The organism is Stenotrophomonas sp. 89682_Sma, assembly GCF_056481405.1.
Genome location: NZ_CM151147.1, coordinates 1,941,264 through 1,967,294, shown reverse-complemented (window position 1 = coordinate 1,967,294; position 26,031 = coordinate 1,941,264). Strand labels below are relative to the sequence as shown.

Here is a 26,031-nt window from a genome sequence, read left to right as displayed (position 1 = left end):
TGCTACCATCGGCGATTCAGTTCATCGCGTCCCCCACCTGCCCGCGATGGCACCAAACAACGTAACGAAACACAGGAGTCTGCATGTCTTCCGAGCTGCTCAAGTCCCTTGGCCTGGACGCGATCAACGCTGGCACGTACCTGGGCAACGGGGAGTGGTCGAGCGCGACCAGCGGTGAGCTGATCACCCCGGTCAACCCGACCACCGGCGAGCCGATCGCGCAGGTCCGCGCGACCACCGAGGCCGAGTACGAGACCGTCGTCGCCCGCGCCCAGGAAGCCTTCAAGGTCTGGCGCACCACGCCGGCGCCGCGTCGCGGTGAAGCCGTGCGCCTGTGCGGTGAAGCACTGCGCAAGCACAAGGATGCGCTGGGCTCGCTGGTCGCCCTCGAAATGGGCAAGAGCAAGCCGGAAGGCGATGGCGAAGTGCAGGAGATGATCGACATCGCCGATTTCGCCGTGGGCCAGAGCCGCATGCTGTACGGCTACACCATGCATTCCGAGCGCCCCGGCCACCGCATGTACGAGCAGTACCACCCGCTGGGTCTGGTCGGCATCATCTCGGCCTTCAACTTCCCGGTCGCGGTGTGGAGCTGGAATTCGTTCCTGGCCGCCATCTGTGGCGACGTGTGCATCTGGAAGCCGTCCAACAAGACCCCGCTGACCGCCATTGCCTCGCTGAAGATCTGCAACGACGCCCTGCGCGAAGCCGGCTTCCCGGACATCTTCTTCCTGATCAACGATGCAGGCACCGCGCTGTCGGAAAAGATGGTCGATGACCGTCGCGTGCCGCTGATCAGCTTCACCGGCTCGACCCAGGTCGGCCGCACCGTCAACGAGAAGGTCGCGCGCCGCCTCGGCCGCTGCCTGCTGGAACTGGGTGGCAACAACGCCATCATCCTGGACGAAACCGCCGACCTGAAGCTGGCCGTGCCGGGCATCGTGTTCGGCGCCGTCGGCACCGCCGGCCAGCGCTGCACCACCACCCGCCGCCTGATCGTGCACCGCTCGATCTACGCCGACGTGCTGGCCACCCTGGTCAAGGCCTACAAGCAGGTCGAAGGCAAGATCGGCGACCCGACCGATGCGGCCAACCTGATGGGCCCACTGAACAGCGACGGCGCCGTGCAGCAGTTCCTCGATGCCATCGCCCAGGCCAAGGCTGCTGGCGGCACCATCGAAACCGGCGGCACCCGCATCGACCGCGCAGGCAACTTCGTACTGCCGGCCATCGTCTCCGGCCTGAAGAACAGCGATGCCGTGGTCCAGCACGAGACCTTCGCGCCGATCCTGTACGTGATGCCGTACGACACCCTCGACGAAGCCATCGACATGCAGAATGGCGTGCCGCAGGGCCTGTCGTCCTCGATCTTCACCCAGAACCTGAAGACTGCCGAGAAGTTCCTGTCGGCCGCCGGCAGCGACTGCGGCATCGCCAACATCAACATCGGCACGTCCGGTGCGGAGATCGGTGGCGCCTTCGGTGGCGAGAAGGACACCGGCGGTGGCCGCGAGTCCGGTTCGGATGCGTGGAAGGTCTACATGCGCCGCCAGACCAACACCATCAACTATTCGGACTCGCTGCCGCTGGCCCAGGGCATCAAGTTCGATCTGTGATGCCGAACGATTCGACCATGCCTGCGGGTCAGAGCCCCTCCGGGGATCTGACCCTCGATTTCAGCGGTCGCCGCGTGCTCATCGCCGGCGGCAGCAAGGGCATTGGCCGTGAGATGGCGCTGGCATTTGCCGGCGCCGGCGCGCGGGTGTCGGTCTGCGCGCGTGGCCAGGCCGGCCTGGATGCCCTGCGTTCCGATGCGCAGGCACTGGGCACCCCGCTGCATGCCGTCTCCGCCGATCTGGCAGACGTCGGCCAGATCCAGTCCTGGCTGCAGGCCGCGGCCGATGCACTCGGCGGCATCGATGTGCTGGTCAACAACGCCACCGGCTACGGTATGGCCGATGACGAAGAGGGCTGGGCCGCCAGCCTGCAAATCGACCTGATGGCGGCGGTGCGGGCCTCGCGTCTGGCACTGCCGTGGCTGCGCGCATCCAGCGATGCCTGCATCCTCAACCTGTCATCGATCGCCGCACAGCAGCCACGCCCCGGTGGCGCGCCCTACGCCGCCGCAAAGGCCGCGCTGTCGCACTACACCACCTCGCAGGCACTGGCGCTGGCCAAGGACCAGATCCGGGTCAACGCCATCGCCCCCGGTTCCATCGAATTCGACGATGGCCTGTGGGATCGCCGCCGCACCGAAGATCCGGCGCTGTACCACGGCACCCTGGCGAAGATCCCGTTCGGCCGCTTCGGCCATCCGCGCGAGATTGCCGACGCGGCCCTGTTCCTGTGCTCGCCGCTGGCGCGCTGGATCACCGGCCATGTGCTCAATGTGGACGGCGGCCAGGTGTTGATGGGCTGAATCTGTAGAGCCGAGCTCATGCTCGGCCAGCGCGCGAGGCGCGGTCGACACTGCATTGTCCAGGGTCCAGCCGAGCATGGGCTCGGCTCTACAGGGCACTGCCCATGGGATTGCCCGGGCAGAGGCACTATCATGTGCACACTGCCAAGGAGGACCCCGATGAGCGTGGCACCCCGACAGACAAGCGCCCTGGCCGTGGTCAGCCTGGTCATGGGCATCGCCAGCTGGACCGTCCTGCCCTTCGTGGCCAGCATCGTGGCGATCGTCACCGGCCACATGGCCCGCGCCGAGATCCGCCGCCGCCCGCATGAACTGGAAGGCGATGGCCTGGCCGTCACCGGCCTGGTGCTGGGCTGGGTGATGGTCGGCGCGGTAGTCGCCGCCATCCTGGTGTTCATCCTGTTCTTCGGCGGCCTGGCGTGGCTGGCCGCGGTGTCGAACTGACGCCATGACCACTTCCGACAGCACTGAACGCTTCAGCAGCCGCGTCGCCGACTACGTCCGCTACCGGCCCGACTACCCGCCCGCCCTGCTGGAGTGGCTGCATGGACCCATGGGCGTCAGCCACGAGGCCGTGGTCGCCGACATCGGCGCCGGCACCGGCATTTCCAGCCGCCTGTTCCTGGCTACCGGCCATCCGGTCATTGCGGTGGAGCCCAACGCTGCCATGCGCGCCGCGTCCGAGCAGTGGCTGGCACCGCAGTACCCGCAGTTCAGCGCCATCGACGGCCGCGCCGAGGCCACCGGGCTGGACGAGGCCAGCGTTGACCTGGTCAGCGTCGCGCAGGCCTTCCACTGGTTCGACACCGTGGCGGTGCGCGCCGAATGGCAGCGCATCCTGCGCCCGGGTGGCCAGGCACTGATCTACTGGAATTCGCGCCTGCTCGATGCCAGCCCGTTCCTGGTCGGCTACGAACAACTGCTGCTGGACTACGGCACCGACTACACCGCCGTGGCCGAGCGCTACCAGGACGACGCCACCATGCAGGCCTGGTTCGGCGCCGGGCTGCGCGGCATGGTGCAGCTGCCGAACGTGCAGCACCTGGATCTCGACGCCCTGCAGGGGCGCCTGCTGTCCTCCTCCTATGCCCCCCAACCCGGTCACCCGCGCCATGCGCCGATGATCGCCGCTCTGCAGGACCTGTTCGCCGCCCACGCGGTCGACGGCCAGGTTGCTTTTGAATATCGAACCCGAGCCTTCCTCGGCACGCTGGACTGAACCGACGCATGTATTCGCTTGCCCGCCCCTTCCTGTTCTCGCTCGACGCCGAGCGCGCCCACGGCCTCGGCCTGTCCGCACTGGACCTGGCCTACCGCACCGGCACCACGCCGCTGCTGGCCGCCCGCATCGCGCCGATGCCGAGCACCGTGTTCGGGCTGACGTTCCCCAATCCGGTCGGCCTCGCTGCCGGCCTGGACAAGAACGGCGAGCATATCGATGCACTGTTCGCGCTGGGCTTCGGCTTCGTCGAAATCGGCACCATCACCCCGCGCCCGCAGGCCGGCAATCCGCAGCCGCGCCTGTTCCGGCTGCCGGAACACAACGCGATCATCAACCGCATGGGCTTCAACAACGCAGGCGTGGATGCGCTGGTGCGCAATGTCGAACGCGCGCGCAACCGTCGCGGCCTGCTCGGCATCAACATCGGCAAGAACAAGGACACCCCCAACGAACAGGCCGTGGACGATTACATCGCCTGCCTGGACAAGGTGTATCCGCTGGCCGACTACATCACGGTCAACATCTCCTCGCCCAACACCGCCGGCCTGCGTGAGCTGCAGGAAGAGACCGCCCTGCGCCAGCTGGTCAGCCAGCTGCGTGACCGCCAGGAGGCCCTGGCCGCGCAGCATGGTCGCCGCGTGCCGATGCTGGTGAAGGTGGCACCGGACCTGAGTGAACGCGACATCGATGCCGCCGCGCGCGTGCTGGGCGAACTGCAGGTGGACGGCGTGATCGCCACCAACACCACCATCGACCACAGCAAGGTGGCCGGCGATCCGCTGGCCAACGAGGCCGGCGGCCTGTCCGGTGCGCCGGTGCTGGAGCAGTCCACCCTGGTGCTGCGCCGCCTGCGCTCGCGCCTGCCCGAATCCGTGCCGCTGGTGGGGGTCGGAGGCATCCTGTCCGGTGCCGACGCCGTGGCCAAGATGGCCGCCGGCGCCGCGCTGGTGCAGTGCTACAGCGGCCTGATCTTCCGTGGCCCTGCCCTGGTCTCCGAATGCGTGGAGGCGATCCGCCGCCGCCGCGAGGCGCCGAGTCGCGGCGCGGTGGCGCCTCTGTGAGCGCGCCCATGGACACCACCGATGCAGCCGCACCGCTGCGCTGGACGCTCACCCGCAATGCGCCGCTGCAGGCGCTGAACACCTTCCATGTGCAGGCCAGCGCGGCACAGCTGCTGGAACTGCACGACACTGCCCTGCTGCCGGAAGTGCTGGCGCTGCCCGAAGTGGCCAGCGGCCCACTGCTGGTGCTGGGAAGCGGCAGCAACGTGCTGATCGCCGAAGACCTGCCAGGCACGGTACTGGTGTTCGGCAACCGTGACATCAGCTTCCTGGAACACCGCGCCGACCACGCGGTGATCCGCGCCGGTGCCGGCGTGCCCTGGCACGGGCTGGTGATGTGGTCGCTGCAGGAGGGCCTGTCCGGCCTCGAGAACCTGGCGTTGATTCCCGGTACGGCCGGTGCTGCGCCCATCCAGAACATCGGTGCCTATGGCGCGCAGGTCGGCGAGTTCATCCAGGCTGTTGAAGCCTGGGACTGCCAGGAACAGGCCTGGGTAAGACTGGACAACGAACAGTGTGGCTTCGCCTACCGCGACAGCGTGTTCAAGCAGCAGATGGACCGTTACCTGATCTCTGCCATCGAGCTGAAGCTGCCATTGCTGCACGATCTGCGCATGGACTACGCCGGTATCCGCGAGGAACTGCAGGCACAGGGCGTGGAGCTGCCGAGCGCAGTGGACGTGGCCAATGCGGTGATCGCGATCCGCCGCCGCAAGCTGCCCGATCCGGATGTACTGGGCAACGCCGGCAGTTTCTTCAAGAACCCGGTGCTGCCGCTGGAACAGGTCGACGTGCTGCTGCAGCACTTCCCCGACCTGCCCGTGTTCCCGGCCGAGCAGGACGACAAGCGCAAAGTCTCTGCGGCCTGGATGATCGAGTCCTGCGGTTGGAAGGGCTTCCGCGAAGGCGATGCCGGCGTGGCCCCCAGCCACGCGCTGGTACTGGTCAACCACGGCAATGCCAGCGGCGCTGAACTGCTGGCGCTGGCGCGCCGCATCTCGGCCTCGGTACTGGAGAAGTTCGGCGTACCGATCGAACCGGAGCCCCGCCTGCTCGGCGCACAGTGGTGAACACCCCCGCCCTCTCCCCAAGCGCCGCCCCGATGCGGGCGGCGCTGCTGATGCTCGGCAGTACGATGGCGTTCGGCCTGATGGCGGTGGCCATCCGCTATGCCACCCGTTACGTGCCGACCCAGGAAGTGGCGTTCTTCCGCAATGCCTTCGGCCTGCTGGCACTGCTGCCGATGCTGTTGCGCCCGGGCCATGCGCCGCTGAAGACCCAGCAGCTGCCGCGCTATTTCGTGCGCAGTGCGATCGGCCTCGGTTCGATGCTGTGCGCGTTCTGGGCGCTGGGCCACCTGCCTTTGGCGCAGGCGGTGTCACTCTCGTATTCCACGCCGCTGTTCGTCACCATTGCTGCCGTGCTCTGGCTGGGCGAGACCGTGCGCGTGCGGCGCTGGGCCGCTGTGGTGGTCGGCTTCATCGGCGTGCTGGTGATCGTGCGCCCCGGTACCGCCGGCTTCACCGCGGGCAGCCTGGTGGCGGTGGCTGCCGCCGTGCTCAGCTCACTGGTGGCGATCCAGATCAAGCAGCTGACCCGCGTCGACAGCGCCGACACCGTGGTGCTCTACACCTACGTGTTCTGGGTCCCCCTATCGCTGGTGCCGGCCCTGTTCGTCTGGGTCTGGCCAACCGGCATCGCCTGGCTGTGGCTGCTGGCCACCGGCGTACTCGGCACCGTCGGCCAGCTGCTGTGGACGCGGGCGCTGCGGCTCGGCGAAGTCTCGGCACTGACCCCGATCAGCTTCCTGCAGCTGCCGCTGGTAACACTCTTCGGCTGGCTGTTGTTCAACGAAAGCGTGGATCGCTGGACGCTCATCGGCGCCAGCATCATCCTCGCCGCGAACGCCTACATCGCCCACCGCGAAGCGGTGTTGTCACGGCGTGCCGCCAGCGCCGCGGCCTCGGCAGCGGCCAAGCCCGCAGAATGAAAACCATCTGCATGGGGAAGCCATGGGGCCTGCATGGGCACGCCACGGGTCGTGCATTGACAGGCCATGGGTTGTGCATGGACAGGCCATGGGTCGTGCATGAACAGGCCATGGGTCGTGCATGAACAGGCCATGGGTCGTGCATGAACAGGCCATGGGTAGAGTCGACTGTTAGTCGACTGCTTTTCGTTCGGAGCGGGCAGAAACCGCGCTGCGCGCGATAGTCGACTCTACCCGGGCGATCCTGGCAACCCGGGCGCCAGGCAACGGCCCGGAGCCTAGCCCAGCGCGCGATACGCACGCTCGGCCGCGTCGAACACGTTGCCCGGCGCGAACTGTTCGCCCAGATAGTGCAGCGACTGCCGCCGCAATGGAGGCGAACGCTCCTCTCCATCACTCCCCAGCAACACCTGCTGGAACTCGATCAGGTCCTGCAGGATGCGCCAGTGCCGGTACCAGGCGATCCAGCGCAGGTCGCCACGGTCACTGCCGTAGCCCTCCTCGAAGCCCAGCGGATTCTCACGCCCCCAGCGCCCGCCAACAGCGGCACCGATGAACATCAGGTCACGCTCGCGCGGGGCCAGCGACAGGCCATCCCAGTCGATCAGGTGCAGGCCACCGTCATTGCCCATCAGCAGATTGCCAGCGTGCAGATCGGTATGGCACAGGTGCAGGTCTACCGGCACGTCCTGCAACGCCGCGTGCAGCTGCAGTGCCTGCGCGTGCAGTGCGGTGATACGCGCATGCTGCCGGTCCCAGACGGAAACGAATGCACGGCCCAGCCCATCCTTTGCAGCCGCAAGGCCCTCGCCGGCCAGCCACTGCCCAACGGTCTCAAGTGCCGCAGTTTCCAGCCGCGCAGTCGGAAGCGCACGCTGCAGTTCGGTCGGCAGCTGCGACGCGTGCAGGCGCCGCAGCACCTGGCCCAGGCGCCGCCACTGCCCATGGCTCAACGCCGCCTCGAACCCGGACTGGCCTTCGATGTAAGGGAACAGGGTGAACTGCAATCCCCAACGCTGCACCGACGCGCCACCGGTCAACGCCGGCCACGGAGCAACGATTTCATCGATGCCCAGCGTACCGCGCAGCCAGTGCAGGCTGTCCCATACCGCCGGAGCAACCTGGTACGTGCGGCATTTCAGCCACCATTGCCCGTGGCGTGCGTCGACACGATACACGCTGGCATTGGCGTCGGCGCCCACCGGGCGCGGCACCACGGCGGTGGCGGTAATGCCATAGGATTGTTGCAGAACTTCGCCGAGATGCTGCGCCGAAGCGAATGACATGGATGCAAGCGGAAAGTAATACCTGCCTCCACTATCGCAGATGCGATCGCCGCGACACAGACATGTCCGTCACAACATCACCTCGGCGCGACCAAAGGACTAGCCTGCGATGCGCCGCATCATCGCCTCCAGTGGACCGCGTGCGAAACGCCACGACCACAGCCACGCCGCGCCTGTCGCCAGCATCAGGAACGACAGCGCCCACAACAGCACCGAGGCAAGCGACGCACGTCCATCAAGCAGGCCGAGGCTTTCCAGTGTTCCCATGCCCAGCAGGATGTGGCAGACATAGAGCGTGAGGGTCATGCGCCCTGCCGCCGTGAACGGCTCCAGCCAGTCGCCCGGATGTACCCGTGCCAGCCACAGGCAGGCGGCGATGACACTGCAGGCCGCGCCCGCACCGGTAAGCACGTAGGCGGGGCCCGGCGGCATCGGTTGCGTACCCAGCCACGCCTGCCATGGCGTTCCCTGCGCAAGATGCTGCACGCCCTGGCCGGCACCGATCAACAGCACGCCCAGCACCAGCAATGCACGCTGCACCCGCGGTTGCGACAACTGCAGCCGCGCCAGCAACATGCCCAGCAGGAAGAAGCACAACCAGGGCAGCAGCGGATGGAAGCCATTGAACAGCAGGTTGCGCGCGGCACCTGGCCATTGCCAGAGGCCGGCGTACTCCAGCGTCTGCCAGTTCCATCCCTGGCTGTAGTCCCAGTGCAGCAGCGCCCAGAACGAACAGGCGGCAAGGCCAACGATGCTGGCCAGCAATACCTGCGGCGAGGCGCGCAGCCACACCACGGCCAGCGCGAAGTACACCGCGTAGTAATGCAGGATGTCGGCGGGGAACACGGTCAGGTTGAGCAGGCCCAGCACCAGCAGGAACAGTGCGCGTCGCCAGGTCTGCACGCTGGCCGGCCACCATTGCTGCCGCTGCGTGGCCAGCACCAGGCCAAGACCGGCCAGGGTGACGAAGGTCGCCGACGCCTTGCCTTCCAGCAGATGGAAGAAGCCCGCCAGCCAACCCGCTTCTTCTGCGGGAACAGCCATCGCCAGGCGGAAGTTGACCAGCACCATGCCGGCCAGCGCCAGATAGCGGGCCAGATCCAGGCCGTGCAGCCGCCGGTCGTCGGCGCTCATGCGCGTGCCCCGAGCAGCCGCGTCAGCAGGCCCAGATCCAACGGCGCACCATCCGCATCGCCTTCCTCGGCCAGGCCCCGGCGCAGCGCATCGCTCTCGATGGCGTCCAGCAGCACCTGCGACTGCACGGCCGGCGTCAACGCCGGGCGCCGACGTTCGCGCTGTGCTACGCGCTGCAGCGCCTCGGCCAGCGCCTCGTGCAATTGCCTGCGATTGGCCGCGAAAGCCTCGGCCACAGCGGGATTGCGCGCACTCTCGGCCAGCACTTCAACGGCAAGCATCGCCCATTCCGGCTGCCGGCAGAGTGCGTGGAACGCCTGCAGGAAGGCCAGCACCTGTGCGCGGTCGCCGTCAGACACGGCCAGGCGCTGCAGCAAGGGTGCCAGTTCTTCGCTCTCGGCCACCGCCACCGCGAGGATGATCGCTTCCTTGCCCGGGAAATGGTTGTAGAGGTTGCCCAGGCTGACGCCTGCTCCCTGCGCGATGTCACGCATGCTGGTCTGGTGGAATCCCTTGACGAGGAAGCACTGCAGGGCGGCCTGCAGGATCTGCGCGATGCGTTGCTCGTTGCGGTCGGTTCGGCTCATGGCACAGATAGTGAACGAACGTTCGTCCATTTAATAGATAGGCATCACGCCATGACAGGGCGTCGTTCAGCCAACCTTGACCTCAACTGCGGTTGAGGCCCGATGCTGCGCGGCCTGCCAAATCCCTTCCCGGAGTTCTGCATGCCACAGCCGTTCGCCACCCTTCTCGCTCGACGACACGACCTCGATCATCACCGCCGAACGCAGCGGCCTGCGTGCGTTTGGTGACGGGGACATCATCCTCGCGGCCGGGCAAGGCCGCCAATGCACAACAAGGAAGCAACATGAAATTGATGGTCATCGGCGCCAGCAGGGGCCTCGGTCGGGCATTCGTTGAAGGCCTGTGCCAGCCCGGCGACACCGTCGTCGGTGTCTCGCGCACTCGCCCGCGCGACATCGCCTGCCCCGAAGGCGTTGCACTGCAATGGATCGAAGCCGACCTGTCCCAGCCCGCCCTCGCTGCCAATCACATCGCGGCGCGGGCGCCCGCTGATCTGGATGTATTGATCCACAACCTGGGCATCTGGGAAGAGAAGGCCTTCAGCGACGAGTACGCGTTCCTCGACGAAAGCGATGCCGCGCTCACCCAGCTGGTTGACGTCAACATCACCGCCACGCTCGTGTTGCTTCAGCGCCTGCTGCCGCGCGTTCTGGGCGCACCGCGCCCACAGCTGGTACTGACCGGCTCAACCTCGGCCCTGCCACGCAGCGGTCGCCCGGAAGTCGCCTTCGGTGCCTCGAAGTTCGCACTCAACGGCATCGCCGATGCCCTGCGCGAAGGCTTCCGTAACCTCCGCCTGGCCGTAACCAGCCTGCAGCTGGGTTACCTCAATACCGACGATGCACTATCGGTCCCCGTGGCAGCGGCGGCAGCGCGCGGCGATGGCGAACTGGTGCCGGTGCACGACGTGGTGGCGATGGTGCGCGCCCTCCTGCAATTGTCGCCGTCCGGATTCGTGCGCGAACTGGTACTGCCCGCCATCGCCGACCCGCGCTACTGACCCTGGGACGCAACGCCGGACAGCCTCGGTGGCCGCATGGACCGCTGTGGTTTACCCTGCTGCTCACTGGCCGTCGGTCACAGGCGGGAACCTGCTATGGATGCGCTTTCACGGGTTGCGGCCCAGGTCCTGGACAGCGCCCTGCCCAGCCTGCCGTTGTACCTGCTGCAGGCCACGGCGGTGATCGGCATGATCGGCGTGCTGTTGATCGCCACCCGTCGCGCCGGCCACGCCATTGAAGGCCGCCGCCTTTACGTGGGCGCGGCGCTAGGCCTGATCTACCTGTTCAACTCGTGGTTCGTGGCCCGCTATACGCAAGGGGTGGTCAAGCTCCATCTGGGCTTCGACATCCTGCTGGTCAGTGGCCTGCTTGGCGGCTGGCGCGGCGGACTGGCCTGCCTCGGCGCCAGCCTGCTGGCCCGCTACCAGTTCGCCGGCACGCTGTACTTCCTGCCTGCTGGCCTGGAGGCCGCACTGCAGATGATGGCAGGCGTCTGGCTGCGCAGGCGCCTGCACCCGCGCATGCTCAACGAACTCTCGCTGCGCATGATCCTGCAGGCCTGGGGCGTACGTATTGCTGTCACCGCGTTCGGCCTGGCGCTGGGCGTGGCGATCATCGGCGCCGATCTGTTGCCGGTGGAGGAACTGGCGATCCAGCGCCTGCTGGCGCTGCCGCTGTCACTGCTGATGCTGGGCGCGGTGTTCGCACTGGTCTACAACGATGCGCAGATCGACGTGCAGCGCCAACGCGAACAGGCCTGGCTGCGTATCGACCCGATCAGTGGCCTGCCCAACATGCGCGCGCTCGGTGAACGCCTGCAGCACTTCTGGCGCGACAACGACGACATCGTCAAGGCCTGCCTGATCGTGGCCGAGATGGGCAACCTGCGCGATCTGCGCCTGCGCTACGGTCCGCTGCAGGACAACGGCCTGTGGCAACGCGAAAGCACCAATGAAGTGCATCGGTTGCTGCCCACGCTGCCGGCCGGGCAGCTGGAGATCTATCAGTTCGGTGATGCCGCACTGGCGATCCTGGTACGCGACCTGAGCCTGCCCGAACTGCGCACGCAACCGCAGATCACCGAGCTGGCCAGCAACCTGGCTGACCAGGTCGGCCGTGACTGGCCGGGCTTCCGCCCGTTGTTCCGCTGTGCGGTGGTTGAACTCAAGCCACCCACTGATACAGACGACGGCCACCTGCCGTTCCGGGCGATCACGCTGGCGCTGAGTGCGATCGAATCGGGCGTGGTGTTCTTCGATGATCCGATCCAGCGCGACAGTGAGATCGACGCCCTGATCGAGAGCTCACTCGAACGCTGGTTGCAGCAGGGGGATGCGCCTCTGTGCTACCAACCCAAGCATCGCCTGCAGGATCGCCGGCTGGTCGGCGCCGAAGCACTGCTGCGCATGCGCGATACCGAGGGCAGGATGATCGCACCGATGCGGGTGATCTCCCTGCTACGCCGCCAAGGCCGTCTGGCCGAGCTGGAATGGGCCACGCTGCAGTCGGCCATCCATTTCCTGCAGCAGTGCCGGCGCGATGGTGTGGCGCTGACCGTTGCCGTCAATGTTTCCGCCGAGTCCCTGCGCCAACCCGGCTTCGGCCAGCGCCTGCAGGAACTGCTGCAGCTGCACGATGTGCCTGGTGCGATGCTGCGCCTGGAGATTGTCGAATGGACCGAGATCGTCGAGCGCGACGTGGTCGATGCCAACATCGCGCAGTTGCTGGCGGCCGAGGTCAGCCTGTCGCTGGATGATTTCGGCGCCGGCTACTCAACCCTGATCCTGCTTTCGCAGCTGGCCATTGCCGAGGTCAAGATCGAACAGGCGCTGATCGCCACGCTGTCCGACGCCAAGTCGCAGTCGATCGTGCGCTTCATCGTCGAAGTCGCGCACCGCTGCGGTGCGGTTGTCGTGGCCGAGGGCACCGAGACCCTGGCGCAGGAACAACAACTGCGTGCACTGGGCGTGGATGTCGGCCAGGGCTATCTGTACTCGGCAGCGCTGCCGGCCGACGAGTTCCGCCGTTTCGCCGCCAACTAGGCCAACTAGACTGCGTAGAAGCCCAGGAACATCGCCACCGCCGACTCGGCCACGCGTGCACGCTCCTGCGCATTCAATGGCGCCTGCCCCATCGTCACCTGCGGCCAGAACGCGAAGCTCTTCACCAGGCCGTGCAGCTGGTGGCCGGCAAATTCCGGATCGACCTCGCGCAGCCGGCCATCGGCGATGGCCGCGCGGATCCAGGCACTCTCGCCGCTTTCCTTCTCGCCCATGCGGCAGACGATGGCCTGCGCGCGCTCCGGCGAATGGATGATCTCGGCCATCGCCACCCTTGCCAGATCAATGAAATTGGCATCACTGAGCAGTTCCAGCTTCTGCCCCAACAGCTGCAGCAGTTGCGCCTGCAGCGTCTGGTCGGCGCGGTACGGCAACGTATCACTGGCTACGCTGCGTTCCCACAGCTCCTCCAGGATCATCGAGAACAGCGCTTCCTTGCTCGGGAAGTGGTTGTAGACGGTGCGCTTGGAGACCCCGGCCACCTCGGCAATGCGGTCCATGCTGGTCGCCTCGTAGCCCGAGGCACGGAACTCCTCCACCGCCGCGCGCACGATGGCTTCGCGTTTGCGGTCGGTCAGGCGTTGCGGGGCATGGGACATGGCGGAAACCGGATAGCTGAACGGACACCGGCATTTTACACCCGGCAGTGTACTTTTCAAAAAACGGAAACTACACTGTGCAGTGTACTCAGCGGACGTCACCCATGAAGCGCCTGCTCCTTGTCCTCCTGCTTGGAATCCTCGCCGTGACCGCCTACACCTTCTGCAAGTCCTGGTCCCTCCCCGACTTCCCCGACTCGCCGCAGTACCGCGACGGCAAGTTCCGCAACGCCCTGCCGAAGCCGGCAATGGGCCTGCGCGACGGCCTGGAGATCTGGTGGACCTTCCTGTTCAACAAGCCCAAGGGCACCGTGCCCAATCATCCGATCCCGGTGCAGCCGCTGGACCGTGCCACGCTGGACGCTGCGCCGGACCGCAGCCTGTTCCGCATCGGCCATTCCACGATCCTGTTGAAGCTTCGCGGCCAGTACTGGCTGACCGACCCGGTATTTTCCGAGCGCGCCTCGCCGGTGCAGTGGATGGGACCGGCCCGCTTCCATGCGCCGCCGATCAGCATCGACGAGCTGCCGCCGATTGCCGGCGTAATCCTCTCGCACAACCACTACGACCACCTCGACCACGCCGCCGTGATGCAGTTGGCCGGCAAGACCGCGCGCTTCATCGCACCGCTCGGCGTGGGTGACCAGCTGATCGCCTGGGGCGTGGATGCCAGCAAGGTCGAACAGCTGGACTGGTGGCAATCCACCGAAGCCAACGGCCTGCGCCTGACCGCCACCCCGGGCCAGCATTTTTCCGGCCGCGGGCTGGGCGACAGCGACCGCAGCCTGTGGGCGTCGTGGGTGATCCAGGACGGTGACTTCCGCATCTTCTTCAGCGGCGACACCGGCTACTTCGACGGCTTCAAGGCCATCGGCGAGAAATACGGCCCGTTCGACCTGACCATGATCGAAACCGGTGCTTACGACCCGCGCTGGGCGTTCGTGCACATGCAGCCGGAACAGACCCTGCAGGCGCACCTGGACCTGCGCGGCAAATGGCTGCTGCCGATCCACAACGGCACCTTCGACCTGGCCCTGCACGAGTGGCAGCAGCCGTTCGAACGCATCACCGCGTTGGCCGCAGCGAAGAACGTGCCGGTGGCCACGCCGATGATGGGCGAAGCGCTGGATATGCAGTCGCCGCAGGCGGGCACGCGCTGGTGGGAGACGGTAGAGTTGTAACCTGCATCTCCCGTGTGCGCCGGCCTGGTCCGGCGCTACGCCTTTGGCCCCAACCTGTGTGCTTCCCGGGCCAGGTTGAGCTGCAACGCGGCCGCGGCAAGTTCCATCAGTTCCGAGGTGACTTTCCCGCTGCCGCGCGCCTGCAGCCAACCGAGGATGTCGGCCAGATGCCAGATCGAAGTGGTTCCCTCGTGAACCGGAGATGGAAACGACTGCGGGTTAGCCAGCATCAGCTTGCGCATGTTCTGGCGCGATACCCCCAACAGGTCCGCCACATCGGTCAGCCCCACCAGATCGGGGCTTACTTCGACCAGCTCGGCCCCCGGCACGGCACGCTGTACATCGCCCACTGCCGCCGCCAGGGCAGCACCGGCATTGTCAGCCTCACGACAGAATGCCAGCGCCATCCGGCCGGGTCGCCCGATGCCCAGCAGCGCATCATCGCACCCCGTTTCCACAAGTCGCTGCTCCAGCATGCCGCCATCGTGGTACGCGTCCGGCAGGCGGTACTTCAGGGTGAAATTGAATTCCATCATCTGCCCACCTCGTTTCGGCTCGCACCGTTTCTCATTGCTCACGGCTGCAGTTCTCGACCACACGGCTCAGCGCTCTGGCGTGATTGCAGGTGTTGCGTGGCGTGCTCCAGATGCTCACGACGCAGAATTCCCGCACCGGCATTTGCTGTCGTTATAGGGGCAGTACATCCGCCCCCACGCATGGCTGCCACCTACCCGCAATCTCCACCCCCTTGCTTCCGCTAATCGCAATGCGGCCTCAATGTCCTTGTCGGGGTGACGCGCACGAGACATCCGCCTTCTCCGAAGCCTGCACCTGTCCAACGAAGGTTGTCAAATGACAACCCATATTGAACTCCTTGGCCTCGACCCAAGCTAGCCCTTCCATTGCGCGCGTCCAGAGCCATAGCCGTCAACGCGGTCATGCCTCCGACACGCCACGCACAGCCCGGCGCTACAGCCTGGCGCTACTGCAGCGCGTCATGTAACCGATTACATACCTTGCTAGCGTAGCGCTCGCCCGATTCCGGTCGAACCTGCGAGGCTGTCCGTAATGACGTTGCGCGCCGAACGCTCCAAGGTCTCCCGCTCAGCTATCCCATGGGGATCTGCCATTGCCCTGCTGTTGGCCGCCCTCGCCTCCAGCGCACAGGCACAGACCCTCCCCCCGCGCAGCCAATGGCAAGCCAGCAGCTCTTCGCAGCAGGTACCGGCGATGGCGATCAGCCACCTGATCGACGGCGACCCGAAGACCGTCACCGGCGGCGCCTTCAGCCCCGGCCACTGGTTCCAGATCGACCTGGGCGCGCCCACCCTGCTGGCCGGCGCGCGCCTCACCTGGGATGTCTCCAATCCGGAAGGCTATTCACTGCAGACCTCACTGGATGGCACGCAGTGGCAGACCGCGTACACCATGGCCGATTCGCTGGGCGACGTGGAAACGCTGTACTTCGCACCACGCCAGGCACGCTACCTGCGGCTGGCCAGCCCACAGCGCACCTCCGACTGGGGCGTGTCGATCTTCGAGATGGAGCCACTGGACAGCACACTCAGCGCTCGCATCGGCGGTGTCGATGCGACGCAGGCAGCCGCACTCTGGCAAGGCGGCAGTCCGGTCGCCCTGCCGACCGGGAAAGGTGGCAGCCACACGCTCGACATCACGCTGCCGCGCACGCAATCCACGGCTGGCCTGGCAGTGGAATGGGCCGATGGCGCGCGCGGTGCGGCCTGCCTGCAGGCACAGGACGCCCAAGGCCGCTGGCAGGAACTGGCCCACGATGCGCAGGCGGCAGATCACAAGCAGAGCTGGCTCGCCGCCGATACCGCGCAATCCGTGCGTGCATTCCGCCTGAGCGTGGATGGTCCTGCACCAAAGGTGGCACGCCTGCGCCTGCTCGGGCCGAAGGCGGTGATGACGCCGATGAAGCAGTACCAGATTGCCGCCAGCGGTGCGCAGCGCGCGTTGTTCCCGGCCTCGCTGCAGATGCAGCAGACCTACTGGACCGCTGTCGGTGTGCATGCCGGGCGACAGAAATCGATCTTCGACGAGTACGGCAACCTGGAAGCGTTCAAGGGCGCGCCGCTGGTGCAGCCGATCTGGCGCAGCGCCAATGGGAGCACTGCAGGTGCCGCCGGGCAGAACGTGCAGCATGCATTGCGTGATGGCTGGAAGCCGATGCCCTCCGCCACCTGGTCGCCGCAGCCCGGGCTGGAACTGCGCAGCGAAGTGTTCGCCATCGAACGTGATGGCCAGCCGGTGACCTTCCTGCGCCACCGCCTGCACAACACCGGCAGCACCAGGATCGAAGGCACGCTCAGCCTTGTCGTACGCCCGATGCAGATGAATCCGCCGTGGCAGAACGGTGGCCTGTCGCCGATCCGTGAAGTGACCATCGATGGGCAGGCGGTGCGCATCAACGGGCGAACGTTGTTGCGCTCGCTAACGCCGGTATCGGCGTCCGGTGCGGCAGCCTTCGGCAAGGAGGGCGCAACGGAAATCACCTCGGCCCTCGCCGCTGGTCAGCTGCCCTCCACCCAGCAGGCACGCGACGAGCAGGGTCTGGCCGCCGCCGCTCTGGACTACCGTATCTCGCTGGATCCGGGGGCCAGCGATGCCGTCGTGGCCGCCTTCCCGCTGGGTACTGCCGCCGCCGATACCAATGGTGTGCTGCCCGAGGCACCACCGCTCGATCTGGCCTCGCTGCCGCGCGACGCCAGCACGGCATTCGACACCCTGGCCACGCAGGTTTCAACAGACTGGCAGGCACGGCTGGGCCAGGTCGGCCTGCGCCTGCCCGATCCCTCACTGGTGGACATGCTGCGCGCGCAGGCCGCCTACATGCTGATCAACCAGACCGGCCCGGCCATGCAGCCCGGCCCGCGCAACTACAACCGCTCCTTCATCCGCGACGGCATGGCCACCTCGGCGGTGCTGCTGCGCATGGGTGAAGCCAAGGTCGCGCGCGACTACCTGGGCTGGTACAGCGAACACGGCGTGCATGCCAACGGCCTGGTCTCGCCGATCCTCAACGACGATGGCAGCGTCAACACCGGTTTCGGTTCGGATATCGAGTACGACAGCCAGGGCCAGTACGTGGCGCTGGTGGCCGATGTCGCGCGCCTCGATGGCGGACCCGAATCGGTACGTGCCTATCTGCCGAAAGTGAAGGCCGCGCTGCGCTTCCTGCAGGAACTGCGCGAACGCACGCTGGCGCCCGGCTACAAGGCCGACCAGCCAGCGCCGGAGCGCTTCGCCGGCATTCTTGCGCCGTCGATCAGCCACGAGGGCTACCCCTCGCCCACTCACAGCTACTGGGATGACTACTGGGGATTGAAGGGCTGGCACGACGGCGCGTGGCTGGCTGAATCGCTGGGCGACCACGAGACTGCAGTGTGGGCACGCGAACAGTACAAACTGCTTTACGACGCGCTGCACGCCTCGATCCGGGCGACGATGGCGTGGAAGGGCATCGACTTCATTCCGTCCTCTGCCGATCTGGGCGATGGCGATCCCACCGGGGTATCGATCGCGCTGGACCCCACCGGGGCGCAGAGCGTACTGCCCGCCGAAGCGCTGCGCACCACCTTCGCCCGTTACCTCGAGGATGTGCGCAAGCGCGGCCAGCCAGGTGCGTTGTATGCGTACACACCGTACGAGATCCGCAACGTGCTGAGTTACGTGCACCTTGGCCAGCCACAGGTGGCCGACGAGCTGCTGCAGGGCCTGCTGCATGATCGACGCCCGCTTGAGTGGCAGGTGCTGGCCGAAGTGCTGCATTCGCGGCTGCGCTTCCCGCGCTACCTCGGCGACATGCCCCACACCTGGATCGGCGCCGAGTACGGCCGCACGCTGTTCGGCATGCTGATGCGCGAAGACGATGATGCGCTGTCGCTGCTGCCGGGTACGCCGCCGTCGTGGGTGGCGGGGGATGGATTGGCGGTGGAACGCCTGCCGACCGCGTATGGCACGTTGCAGATGCAGGCGCGGCAGCGCGACGGCGTGCTGACGGTGGCGCTTGGCGAGGGGCTGCGCAACGGGACGGCGGTGAAGGTCTGGTGGCCGGCGCGCACGATGCCAAAGGCGGTGCGTGTGGATGGTCGTAGCGTTTCCAACTTCGATGCCGAGGGTGTGCGCCTGGCAAAGCCGTTCAAGACGCTGGAGGCACGTTGGTAGAGCAGCCGAGCATGGCTCGGCTCTACAAAGACGGAGGTAGCGCCGGGCCACGCCCGGCGTCATTGCAGCGTCGGCAACCCTGGCGGATTGGTCTGCGACTGCGGCACCGCTTCCTCGGCCACGTTCCAGCGTTTCAGCGCCTGCGCATAGGTGCCACTGCCAATCTGCGTGTTCAGCGCCTGCGTCACCGCATCGGCCAGGCCACTGCCCTTGCGCGTGGTCACTGAGATCGCAGCGGCGTTCGGCCACCCACCGGGGAACAGGCCCACGCGCCGAACCTTGCCATCGCGTGCTGAGTACGCGCCGGTGGCATTGGGCTCGAACGAGACATCGGCGCGGCCGGTGATCACCGCCAAACGGCCGACCACCGCGTCGTCGAAGTACTGGTACTCCACCGGTTTCAGGCCCGCGGCGATGTTCTGCTGGTCCCACTGGCGCAGGATCTGGTCCTGGTTCGTGCTGGCACCCACCACCACCTTCAGCCCCGCCACGTCCGCCGGCTTCTCGATCTTCTGGATCGGCCCATCAGTGCGCGTATAGATGCCCAGCAGGTCGTAACGATAGCTGGAGAAATCGAACTTCTTCTTGCGCTCTTCAGTGACCGTCACGTTCGACAGCACTGCATCGTACTTGCCCGATTCCAGCCCCAGCGGCCAATCGGCCCATGCCACCGGCACGATCACCAGCTTCAGGCCCAGCGCATCGGCGATCAGGCGCGCGATGTCGGGCTCGATGCCGACCACGTCCTTGCTGTCGGCGCCGTAGTCGGCCAATGGCAACTGTCCCGGATGGGTCGCCACGGTGAACGCCCCCGGCGTGACGAAGCGGTAGCCGGCGGGAATCAAGGCCTGCGCCTTGGGATCGAGCGTGCCCTTCAGCACGGTGGTGTTGGTACCGGCCAGGCTGGTCGCGGCCACCACCGCAGCCTCCGGGGCCTGGCGCACGCGGGAATAGACGATGCCGGCGATGCCGATGACCAGCACGCCCACGATCAACAGGGTGCTGCGCGAGGGGCGACGGGGGGATGCAGGGCTCATGGCATTCCTTGAGGGTTACAGGGTCTTGGCCAGGAAATCGGCCGTGCGTTGCTGGCGCGGGCGCTCGAACAACGCCTCGGGCGTGCCCTGCTCGATCACCCGGCCCTGGTCCATCATCACCACGTGGTCGGCCACTCGGCGGGCGAAGCCCAGCTCATGGGTGACGATCACCAGCGTGGTACCGGAGCTGGCCAACTCTTCGATCACACTGAGCACTTCCGCCACCAGCTCCGGGTCCAGCGCCGAGGTGGGTTCGTCGAACAACAGCACCTTCGGCTGCAGCGCCAGCGCGCGGGCAATCGCGATGCGCTGTTGCTGGCCCCCTGACAACTGGCGTGGGAACGCATCGGCCTTGTCGGCCAGGCCGACCCGCTCCAGCAGCGTGCGCGCCTGCTCTTCGGCCTGCGCGCGCGGTACGCCACGCACGGCGATCGGCGCCTCGATGATGTTCTCCAGCGCGGTCAGGTGCGGGAACAGGTTGAAGCCCTGGAACACCATGCCGACTTCGGCGCGGCGACGGCGGATCTCACGCTCCGGCAGTTCGTACAGAGTGTCACCATCGCGTCGGTAGCCGATCAGCTGGCCACCGACAGTCACGTAGCCACTGTCGGCGCGCTCCAGGTGGTTGATCAGCCGCAGCAGCGTGGATTTCCCAGCACCCGAGGGGCCGATCAGCACGGTCACGCTGCCGGCGCGCAGGTCCAGGTTCACGTCTTCCAGCACCGGCTGCTCGCCGAATGCCTTGCCCACGCCATGCAGCGATACCGCCGCACCCTCGCCCGCTTCGACCTGGGTGGCGATGCGCGGGCGGTTGGCCACGCGCGGTGCGGCATCGCTCTGCACGCGCTGAGGCGATGAGACGCGCGAAACCGAGCGCTCGCGCTGCAGCTGGCCGCGCGCGAAGCGCTGCTCCACGCGTCGCTGCAGCAGCGACAGCACGGTCAGGATCACCAGGTACCAGACTGTGGCCACCATCAGCAGCGGCACCACCTCCAGATTGCGGCGGTAGATCACCTGCACGGTGTAGAACAGCTCCGGCAACGCCAGCACGTAGACCACCGACGTGCTCTTGGCCAGGCCGATCACATCGTTGAACGCGGCCGGCAGGATCGAGCGCATTGCCTGCGGCAGGATGATGCGGCGCACCTGGCGGCCACGCGGCAGGCCAAGCGCAGCGGCCGCCTCATACTGTCCGTGGTCGACCGAGAGAATGCCGCCACGAATCACTTCGGCCGAGAACGCCGCCTGGTTCAGGGTCAGGCCCAGTACTGCTGCGGTGAACACGCCGATCAGCTGCGTGGTCGGGTACGAGAACAGGCTGATGCCAGTGAACGGTACGCCCAGCTCAATGGTGCTGTACAGGTAGCCCAGGTTGTTCAGCAGCAACAACAGCACCAGCAGCGGGATCGAGCGGAACAGCCACACATAGCCCCACGACACCGCAGACAGCAGCGGCGAGCCGGAGACGCGGGCCAACGCAAGCAGGGTCCCCAGCGCGAAGCCGAGGCCGGTGCCAAGCGCGGTCAGCAGCAGCGTGCGGCCGAGGCCCTCAAGCACTGGGCGTGCGAAGAACCATTCGGCAAAGGTGCCCCAGCCCCAACGCGGATTGCCAAGTACTGATTGAAGGCCGATCAGGATCAGCGCCAGCGCCAGCACCGTGCCAACCACCTGCAGCGGATGCCGGGCCGGTACGACCTTCAACTCGGGTGCTGGCGCTGGACGCGCAGTGATCCCCTCAAGCGCAGACGACGGCGTACTCATGCGTGGGCTCCGTGCAGCACTGTCTGGGACGGCGAAAGCACTGGCGCCGGTTGCCCAAGAAGCTTCTCGAACGGCAGGTGCGCGATGGTTTCCGGATCCGCGTCCAGATCGAACAGCGCGGTGTAGCCATGGCTGAGGTACAGGCCGACTGCCTCGGGCTGGCGGAAGCCGGTTGTCAGGAACACACGCCGATAGCCCTGGCGTGCCGCCTGGTCTTCCAGCTCCTGCAGCACGCGCCGCGCGATGCCCTGGCGGCGCAGCCCGGGCAGCGTCCAGATGCGCTTGAACTCGGCGGTATCCGGATCACGATGCGGCATGAAGGCGCCACCCGAGATGGCAGCGCCATCACGCAGCAGCAGCACGAACGCCCCTACCGGTGCGGCGAAGGCCTGCGCCGGGTAGCGCTGCAGTTCCTCGCGGGCGCTGCCGCCGATGCGGCGGCGCACGTCGGCGTAGCGGCTGTCGTACTCCTGCTCCAGGCCATCGAACAGTGGCCGTGCCAGCGGATCATCCACCGAGGTATAGAGGAAGCGTTCGTTGCTGCTCATGTCGCGTCCTTCGCCAGATAGTCTTCGGCCAGCCGTGCCCACAGGCTGGCGGCGGGTGCGATGGCCGCGTCGTTGAACACATAGCGCGGGCTGTGCAGCGGGGCGCTGTCACCGTTGCCAACGAAGACGAAGCTGCCGGGGCGCGCCTGCAGCAGGAAGGCGAAGTCCTCGCTGGCGGTGCGCGGCGCGAACCCGGGCACCACGTGATCCGCACCGAAGCCCTGCACTGCCACCTCGCGGATGTAGGCGGTCTGCTGCGAATGGTTGATCACGCTGGGGAAGCCACGTGGGAACTCGATCTCGGCGCGGGCACCGAACGCTGCAGCGGTCTGCTCGGCAATGTCTGTCACCCGGCGCCGCAGGGTGTCGCGCACCTCCGGCAGATAGGCGCGCACCGTCAGCTTCAGCTCCACCACGTCCGGAATCACATTGGCGGCTTGGCCGCCATGGATCGAGCCGACGGTGACCACGCCCATCTGCCGCGGATCGACATTGCGCGACACCACGCTCTGCAGCGCGGTGATGATGTGTGCCGCCACCAGGATCGGATCGACGCTGCCCTGTGGCTCGGCGCCGTGGCCACCCTTGCCGATCACCTTCAACCGCGCCCAGTCCACCGAGGCCATCGCCGGGCCGTCGACGAAACCGAAGTGACCCACCGGCACGCCTGGCCAGTTGTGCAGCCCATAGATCGCATCCACCGGGAAGCGCTCGAACAGCCCATCGGCAATCATCTTCGACGCGCCCGAGCCGGTTTCCTCGGCGGGCTGGAATACCAGCTGCAGGGTGCCGTCGATATCACCGTGATGGGCCAGGTAGTGTGCAGCGGACAGCAGGATGGCGGTATGCCCATCGTGGCCGCAGGCATGCATCAGCCCCTCGGTCTGGCTGGCGTAGGCCAGCCCGGAGTCCTCATGGATCGGCAGTGCGTCGATGTCGGCGCGCAGGCCGAGGCGACGGCTGCCCCGCCCGCGCTGCAGCGTGCCGACCACGCCGGTGCCGCCGAGCCCGGTGGTCACCTCATAGCCCCATTGCTGCAGCAACTCGGCCACACGGGCGCTGGTGCGGTGCTCCTCGAAGGCCAGCTCCGGGTGGCGGTGCAGATCGTGACGGATCGCGATGGCGGCCTCGGCGCGCGCTGCAATTTCCGGCAGCACGCCGATGGACGCGGGATCCCGCCGGGCATGGCCCGGCGCTACCGAGTTCTCTCCGCTCATCGCCTTATCCCACCTTCCGCGCCGGTTCGGCGTCGGTCGAATAGCGGCTGGCCTTGTACGGCAGGCCCAGATGCTCGCGCAGGGTCTGCCCTGTCAGCTCGCGCTGGTGGTAGCCGCGCGCCTGCAGGATCGGCAGCACCTGGGTCACGAAATCGTCCAGGCCTTCGCGCTGCGCGGCGAAGCCGAGGATGAAGCCATCGCTGGCACCGGCATCGAACCAGCGGATCAACTCATCGGCCACGTGCTCCGGTGTGCCGATGAAGTTCGGCCGCGGGCTGACCGCTTCCAGTGCAACCTGGCGCAGGCTCAGGCCCTTCTCGCGCGCGTCCTGCTTGATGCGGTCGGTGGTGGAGCGGAACGAATTGCTGCCGATGTCGCCCAGCTCCGGGAACGGTGCGTCCGGGTCGTACTGGCTGAAATCGTGGTGATCGAAGAAGCGCCCGAGGTAGGCCAGCGCATCCTCCAGCGTGGCCAACGCGGCGATTGCCTGGTACTTGGCTTCTGCCTCCTCGGCGGTGCGGCCGACAATCGGGCCGATGCCCGGGAAAATCTTCACGTCGTTGCCGCTGCGACCGTGCGCGATCGCCGAGTTCTTCACCTTCTGGGTGAACGCGCGGGTTTCTTCCAGCGACGGCGAATGGGTGAACACCGCATCGGCGTACTTGCCGGCCAGTGCAATGCCATCGTCGGACGAACCGGCCTGGAAGATCACCGGCTGGCCCTGCGGCGAACGCTGGATGTTGAGCGGGCCTTCCACCTGGAAGAAGCGGCCCTTGTGGTCGAGACGGCGGAACTTTTCCGGTGCGAAGAAGGTGCCGCTGTCGCGCTCACGCACGAAGGCGTCGTCGTCCCAGGAATCCCACAGCCCCTGCACGACGTCCAGATACTCATCGGCGATCTGGTAGCGCAGCGCGTGCTCCGGATGCGGCCGGCCATAGTTGCGGCCCGAACCCTCCAGCGGCGAGGTCACCACGTTCCAACCGGCACGGCCGCCGCTGAGCAGGTCCAGCGAGGCGAACTGCCGGGCCACGGTGAACGGGTCGCTGTAGGAGGTCGACAGCGTGCCGGCCAGGCCGATCTTCTTCGTTGCCGTGGCCAGCACCGACAGCAGCGAGATCGGCTCAAAGCGGTTGAGGAAGTGCGGGATCGACTTCTCGTTGATGTACAGGCCATCGGCCACGAAGCCAAAGGCGATGCCGTTGTCCTCGGCCGTGCGCGCGATGTCGATGTAGAACTGCAGGTTGACGCTGGCATCAGCCGGATTGGATGGATGCTTCCAGGCATGCATGTGGCTGCCGGGACCCTGCAGCATGATGCCGAACGGAATGTGGCGCGGGGTGGTGCTCATGGGAGTCGCTCCTGCAGGTCAGGCCACCGCCGCGCGTGGCGCGGGCGACAGCAGCTCAAGGGAAGTCAGGCGTGCGTCGAGGTCGGCCACCGGCGCGTCGAGGATGAATTCGCCCACGCCGAAGCGCCGGTGCAGCGCATCCAGTTCGTCACGCACATGCTGCGCATCACCGGACAACACACTGGGGCGGGTTTCCTCGATGCGGAAGTCGGCCACGCCTACCTGGCGTGCATATTCGGCGGCCGCCTCGGGACTGGGCAGGTTCACCGTCTGCCCGGGACCAAGGTGCAGCTTGTAGACGCGCAGCGCACCGATATGACGCGCAGCGGCTTCCGCAGTCGGTGCGGCGAAGGCCACCGTGGCCAGCAGCGGGGACTGCGAGGAGACGCTGCGGTAGGCGTCGAACGCGGCCTCAATGTGCTTCGGGTCGCCATCGAAATGCGCGGCGTAGACGAAGCGCCAGCCCAGCTCGGCCGCCTGCTGCGCACTCTGCGGGCTGGCACCAAGCAGGAAGCGCTCCGGCGCCTGCTGCGGAATCGGGCGCGCCTGCGCCTCGGTTTCGGTGCCGGAAAGGTAACCCTCCAGGTCGCGCAGCTGCTGGTCGAAATCGGCAAACGCCGGTCGCCCCGCTGCCAATGCCGCCGTAGAGGCCGGCAGGCCACCGGGGGCCTTGCCCACGCCCAGGTCCACGCGCCCTGGCGCCAGCGCCGCCAGCAGGTTGAAGTTCTCCGCCACCTTGTACGGCGCGTAGTGGCGCAGCATCACTCCGCCGCTTCCGATACGGATGCGCCGGGTCTGCGCCAGCACCCAGGCCGCCAGAACTTCCGGCGCGGGGCTGGCCAAGGTCGGCGCGGCATGGTGCTCGGCAAACCAGTAGCGGTGATAGCCCAGCTGTTCGGCGCGCTGCGCCAGCTGCAGGCTGTTGCGCAGCGCCTGCTCCGGCGAGGCGCCCTCGGCCACCGGGCTCTTGTCCAGCACGCTGATCTGATAGCTCATCGTCGCGTCCTCGCTCAGGGGTGGGCCACGGGAATGCCGAGCAATCCGTTCAGCGCGGCCAGGATCGGCTCGGCACCGGAGATGTACTGGCGATCCTGGTGCGCGCCACTGGCCAGTTCGCTGCGCACGCCCTGCGGCAGCACCAGCTTCGGCAACGACTGGTCCTGCTCGCCGATCTCGGCAATCACCTCGCGGCGTGGCCGCGCGAAACCGATGCGACGTACGTCCAGCTGCGCGTCCAGGCCGTCGATGCTCGACAGTGCCCCTTCCAGCAGCAGGCTGTGCCGGCAGAAGAAGCGCTGGCCGGGAATCTGTCCGTCCTCGAACTCACGGTCGAGCAGGAACAGGATGGGCTTGTCGGTTGCGTCCAGACTCACGGGGGCGTCCTCATCGGG

At 66.9% G+C, this 26,031-nt stretch carries 23 protein-coding genes; 11 read left to right on the top strand and 12 right to left on the bottom strand.

The window, feature by feature from the left end; translation table 11 throughout:
* Positions 1-83 precede the first annotated feature (83 nt).
* From amaB to ACZK29_RS09175, 7 genes are all read left to right on the top strand, one after another.
* Positions 84-1,616, top strand: coding sequence for an L-piperidine-6-carboxylate dehydrogenase (gene amaB, locus ACZK29_RS09205; RefSeq protein ID WP_005413146.1), 1,533 nt, complete (start codon positions 84-86; stop codon positions 1,614-1,616).
* 17 nt (positions 1,617-1,633) lie between these two features.
* A complete protein-coding gene (locus ACZK29_RS09200) occupies positions 1,634-2,419 on the top strand; it encodes an SDR family NAD(P)-dependent oxidoreductase (RefSeq protein WP_428993390.1) in 786 nt (261 codons plus the stop codon).
* 159 nt (positions 2,420-2,578) lie between these two features.
* The gene (locus tag ACZK29_RS09195) at positions 2,579-2,863 is read left to right on the top strand and encodes a DUF4190 domain-containing protein (RefSeq protein ID WP_033833269.1); all 285 of its coding nucleotides are present in this window, start codon (positions 2,579-2,581) and stop codon (positions 2,861-2,863) included.
* A 4-nt stretch (positions 2,864-2,867) separates the two neighbouring features.
* Positions 2,868-3,638, top strand: a complete 771-nt coding sequence (locus tag ACZK29_RS09190) for a class I SAM-dependent methyltransferase (protein WP_111204020.1) — start codon at positions 2,868-2,870, stop codon at positions 3,636-3,638.
* A gap of 8 nt (positions 3,639-3,646) precedes the next feature.
* Positions 3,647-4,702, top strand: a complete 1,056-nt coding sequence (locus ACZK29_RS09185) for a quinone-dependent dihydroorotate dehydrogenase (protein ID WP_021202868.1) — start codon at positions 3,647-3,649, stop codon at positions 4,700-4,702.
* Positions 4,703-4,710: 8 nt separating this feature from the next.
* Complete coding sequence (murB, locus tag ACZK29_RS09180) at positions 4,711-5,772, top strand: UDP-N-acetylmuramate dehydrogenase (protein ID WP_111204021.1); 1,062 nt, start codon at positions 4,711-4,713, stop codon at positions 5,770-5,772.
* 32 nt (positions 5,773-5,804) lie between these two features.
* Positions 5,805-6,692, top strand: coding sequence for a DMT family transporter (locus ACZK29_RS09175; RefSeq protein ID WP_111204004.1), 888 nt, complete (start codon positions 5,805-5,807; stop codon positions 6,690-6,692).
* 278 nt (positions 6,693-6,970) lie between these two features.
* On the opposite strand, the gene ACZK29_RS09170 is transcribed toward ACZK29_RS09175, so the two are convergent.
* The 3 genes from ACZK29_RS09170 to ACZK29_RS09160 form a co-directional block, all read right to left on the bottom strand.
* Entirely contained in the window at positions 6,971-7,978 is a 1,008-nt protein-coding gene (locus ACZK29_RS09170) for an aminoglycoside phosphotransferase family protein (protein ID WP_111204005.1), read from the bottom strand.
* Between the two features lie 99 nt (positions 7,979-8,077).
* Complete coding sequence (locus tag ACZK29_RS09165) at positions 8,078-9,112, bottom strand: DUF418 domain-containing protein (protein WP_164146596.1); 1,035 nt, start codon at positions 9,110-9,112, stop codon at positions 8,078-8,080.
* Positions 9,109-9,699: a TetR/AcrR family transcriptional regulator gene (locus ACZK29_RS09160; protein WP_478446960.1), complete on the bottom strand. Its 591-nt coding sequence runs from the start codon at positions 9,697-9,699 to the stop codon at positions 9,109-9,111. Before ACZK29_RS09160 ends, ACZK29_RS09165 begins: the two co-directional genes overlap by 4 nt.
* A 284-nt stretch (positions 9,700-9,983) precedes the next feature.
* On the opposite strand from ACZK29_RS09160, the gene ACZK29_RS09155 reads away from it, so the two are divergent.
* Complete coding sequence (locus ACZK29_RS09155) at positions 9,984-10,700, top strand: SDR family NAD(P)-dependent oxidoreductase (RefSeq protein ID WP_111204008.1); 717 nt, start codon at positions 9,984-9,986, stop codon at positions 10,698-10,700.
* 96 nt (positions 10,701-10,796) lie between these two features.
* Positions 10,797-12,743 carry an EAL domain-containing protein gene (locus ACZK29_RS09150; protein ID WP_478446959.1) on the top strand — a complete coding sequence of 649 codons (1,947 nt, stop codon included), beginning with the start codon at positions 10,797-10,799 and terminating at the stop codon, positions 12,741-12,743.
* A 5-nt stretch (positions 12,744-12,748) separates the two neighbouring features.
* Here ACZK29_RS09150 and ACZK29_RS09145 read toward each other — a convergent pair whose 3' ends face one another.
* Positions 12,749-13,360 (bottom strand): TetR/AcrR family transcriptional regulator, encoded by a 612-nt coding sequence (locus ACZK29_RS09145; protein WP_106549605.1) that lies wholly within the window; start codon positions 13,358-13,360, stop codon positions 12,749-12,751.
* Positions 13,361-13,464: 104 nt separating this feature from the next.
* On the opposite strand from ACZK29_RS09145, the gene ACZK29_RS09140 reads away from it, so the two are divergent.
* Positions 13,465-14,541 (top strand): MBL fold metallo-hydrolase, encoded by a 1,077-nt coding sequence (locus ACZK29_RS09140; protein WP_164146598.1) that lies wholly within the window; start codon positions 13,465-13,467, stop codon positions 14,539-14,541.
* Between the two features lie 35 nt (positions 14,542-14,576).
* Here ACZK29_RS09140 and ACZK29_RS09135 read toward each other — a convergent pair whose 3' ends face one another.
* On the bottom strand, positions 14,577-15,077 hold the full coding sequence (locus ACZK29_RS09135; protein WP_478446958.1) for a helix-turn-helix transcriptional regulator: 501 nt from the start codon (positions 15,075-15,077) through the stop codon (positions 14,577-14,579).
* 532 nt (positions 15,078-15,609) lie between these two features.
* On the opposite strand from ACZK29_RS09135, the gene ACZK29_RS09130 reads away from it, so the two are divergent.
* A complete protein-coding gene (locus tag ACZK29_RS09130; RefSeq protein ID WP_478446957.1) occupies positions 15,610-18,729 on the top strand; it encodes a galactose-binding domain-containing protein in 3,120 nt (1,039 codons plus the stop codon).
* A gap of 59 nt (positions 18,730-18,788) precedes the next feature.
* Here ACZK29_RS09130 and ACZK29_RS09125 read toward each other — a convergent pair whose 3' ends face one another.
* From ACZK29_RS09125 to ACZK29_RS09095, 7 genes are read right to left on the bottom strand one after another with little or no spacing between them, the layout of a single operon-like run.
* Positions 18,789-19,766: an ABC transporter substrate-binding protein gene (locus tag ACZK29_RS09125; RefSeq protein WP_478446956.1), complete on the bottom strand. Its 978-nt coding sequence runs from the start codon at positions 19,764-19,766 to the stop codon at positions 18,789-18,791.
* A gap of 15 nt (positions 19,767-19,781) precedes the next feature.
* The gene (locus ACZK29_RS09120; RefSeq protein ID WP_111204014.1) at positions 19,782-21,527 is read right to left on the bottom strand and encodes an amino acid ABC transporter permease/ATP-binding protein; all 1,746 of its coding nucleotides are present in this window, start codon (positions 21,525-21,527) and stop codon (positions 19,782-19,784) included.
* Positions 21,524-22,075: a GNAT family N-acetyltransferase gene (locus tag ACZK29_RS09115; protein ID WP_106549611.1), complete on the bottom strand. Its 552-nt coding sequence runs from the start codon at positions 22,073-22,075 to the stop codon at positions 21,524-21,526. The genes ACZK29_RS09120 and ACZK29_RS09115 overlap by 4 nt, the downstream gene beginning before the upstream one ends.
* Positions 22,072-23,292 carry a M20 aminoacylase family protein gene (locus tag ACZK29_RS09110; RefSeq protein ID WP_478446955.1) on the bottom strand — a complete coding sequence of 407 codons (1,221 nt, stop codon included), beginning with the start codon at positions 23,290-23,292 and terminating at the stop codon, positions 22,072-22,074. Before ACZK29_RS09110 ends, ACZK29_RS09115 begins: the two co-directional genes overlap by 4 nt.
* A gap of 4 nt (positions 23,293-23,296) precedes the next feature.
* Positions 23,297-24,640: an LLM class flavin-dependent oxidoreductase gene (locus ACZK29_RS09105; RefSeq protein WP_478446954.1), complete on the bottom strand. Its 1,344-nt coding sequence runs from the start codon at positions 24,638-24,640 to the stop codon at positions 23,297-23,299.
* An 18-nt stretch (positions 24,641-24,658) separates the two neighbouring features.
* Positions 24,659-25,636, bottom strand: coding sequence for an MsnO8 family LLM class oxidoreductase (locus tag ACZK29_RS09100; RefSeq protein ID WP_111204016.1), 978 nt, complete (start codon positions 25,634-25,636; stop codon positions 24,659-24,661).
* A 14-nt stretch (positions 25,637-25,650) separates the two neighbouring features.
* Positions 25,651-26,013, bottom strand: a complete 363-nt coding sequence (locus ACZK29_RS09095; protein WP_005416277.1) for a DUF3088 family protein — start codon at positions 26,011-26,013, stop codon at positions 25,651-25,653.
* Positions 26,014-26,031 lie beyond the last annotated feature (18 nt).

Coding starts and splice junctions, on each gene's coding strand:
- amaB (WP_005413146.1), top strand. CDS start 84: ATGTCTTCCGAGCTGCTCAAGTCCCTTGGCCTGGACGCGATCAACGCT.
- ACZK29_RS09200 (WP_428993390.1), top strand. CDS start 1,634: ATGCCTGCGGGTCAGAGCCCCTCCGGGGATCTGACCCTCGATTTCAGC.
- ACZK29_RS09195 (WP_033833269.1), top strand. CDS start 2,579: ATGAGCGTGGCACCCCGACAGACAAGCGCCCTGGCCGTGGTCAGCCTG.
- ACZK29_RS09190 (WP_111204020.1), top strand. CDS start 2,868: ATGACCACTTCCGACAGCACTGAACGCTTCAGCAGCCGCGTCGCCGAC.
- ACZK29_RS09185 (WP_021202868.1), top strand. CDS start 3,647: ATGTATTCGCTTGCCCGCCCCTTCCTGTTCTCGCTCGACGCCGAGCGC.
- murB (WP_111204021.1), top strand. CDS start 4,711: ATGGACACCACCGATGCAGCCGCACCGCTGCGCTGGACGCTCACCCGC.
- ACZK29_RS09175 (WP_111204004.1), top strand. CDS start 5,805: ATGCGGGCGGCGCTGCTGATGCTCGGCAGTACGATGGCGTTCGGCCTG.
- ACZK29_RS09170 (WP_111204005.1), bottom strand. CDS start 7,978: ATGTCATTCGCTTCGGCGCAGCATCTCGGCGAAGTTCTGCAACAATCC.
- ACZK29_RS09165 (WP_164146596.1), bottom strand. CDS start 9,112: ATGAGCGCCGACGACCGGCGGCTGCACGGCCTGGATCTGGCCCGCTAT.
- ACZK29_RS09160 (WP_478446960.1), bottom strand. CDS start 9,699: ATGAGCCGAACCGACCGCAACGAGCAACGCATCGCGCAGATCCTGCAG.
- ACZK29_RS09155 (WP_111204008.1), top strand. CDS start 9,984: ATGAAATTGATGGTCATCGGCGCCAGCAGGGGCCTCGGTCGGGCATTC.
- ACZK29_RS09150 (WP_478446959.1), top strand. CDS start 10,797: ATGGATGCGCTTTCACGGGTTGCGGCCCAGGTCCTGGACAGCGCCCTG.
- ACZK29_RS09145 (WP_106549605.1), bottom strand. CDS start 13,360: ATGTCCCATGCCCCGCAACGCCTGACCGACCGCAAACGCGAAGCCATC.
- ACZK29_RS09140 (WP_164146598.1), top strand. CDS start 13,465: ATGAAGCGCCTGCTCCTTGTCCTCCTGCTTGGAATCCTCGCCGTGACC.
- ACZK29_RS09135 (WP_478446958.1), bottom strand. CDS start 15,077: ATGATGGAATTCAATTTCACCCTGAAGTACCGCCTGCCGGACGCGTAC.
- ACZK29_RS09130 (WP_478446957.1), top strand. CDS start 15,610: ATGACGTTGCGCGCCGAACGCTCCAAGGTCTCCCGCTCAGCTATCCCA.
- ACZK29_RS09125 (WP_478446956.1), bottom strand. CDS start 19,766: ATGAGCCCTGCATCCCCCCGTCGCCCCTCGCGCAGCACCCTGTTGATC.
- ACZK29_RS09120 (WP_111204014.1), bottom strand. CDS start 21,527: ATGAGTACGCCGTCGTCTGCGCTTGAGGGGATCACTGCGCGTCCAGCG.
- ACZK29_RS09115 (WP_106549611.1), bottom strand. CDS start 22,075: ATGAGCAGCAACGAACGCTTCCTCTATACCTCGGTGGATGATCCGCTG.
- ACZK29_RS09110 (WP_478446955.1), bottom strand. CDS start 23,292: ATGAGCGGAGAGAACTCGGTAGCGCCGGGCCATGCCCGGCGGGATCCC.
- ACZK29_RS09105 (WP_478446954.1), bottom strand. CDS start 24,640: ATGAGCACCACCCCGCGCCACATTCCGTTCGGCATCATGCTGCAGGGT.
- ACZK29_RS09100 (WP_111204016.1), bottom strand. CDS start 25,636: ATGAGCTATCAGATCAGCGTGCTGGACAAGAGCCCGGTGGCCGAGGGC.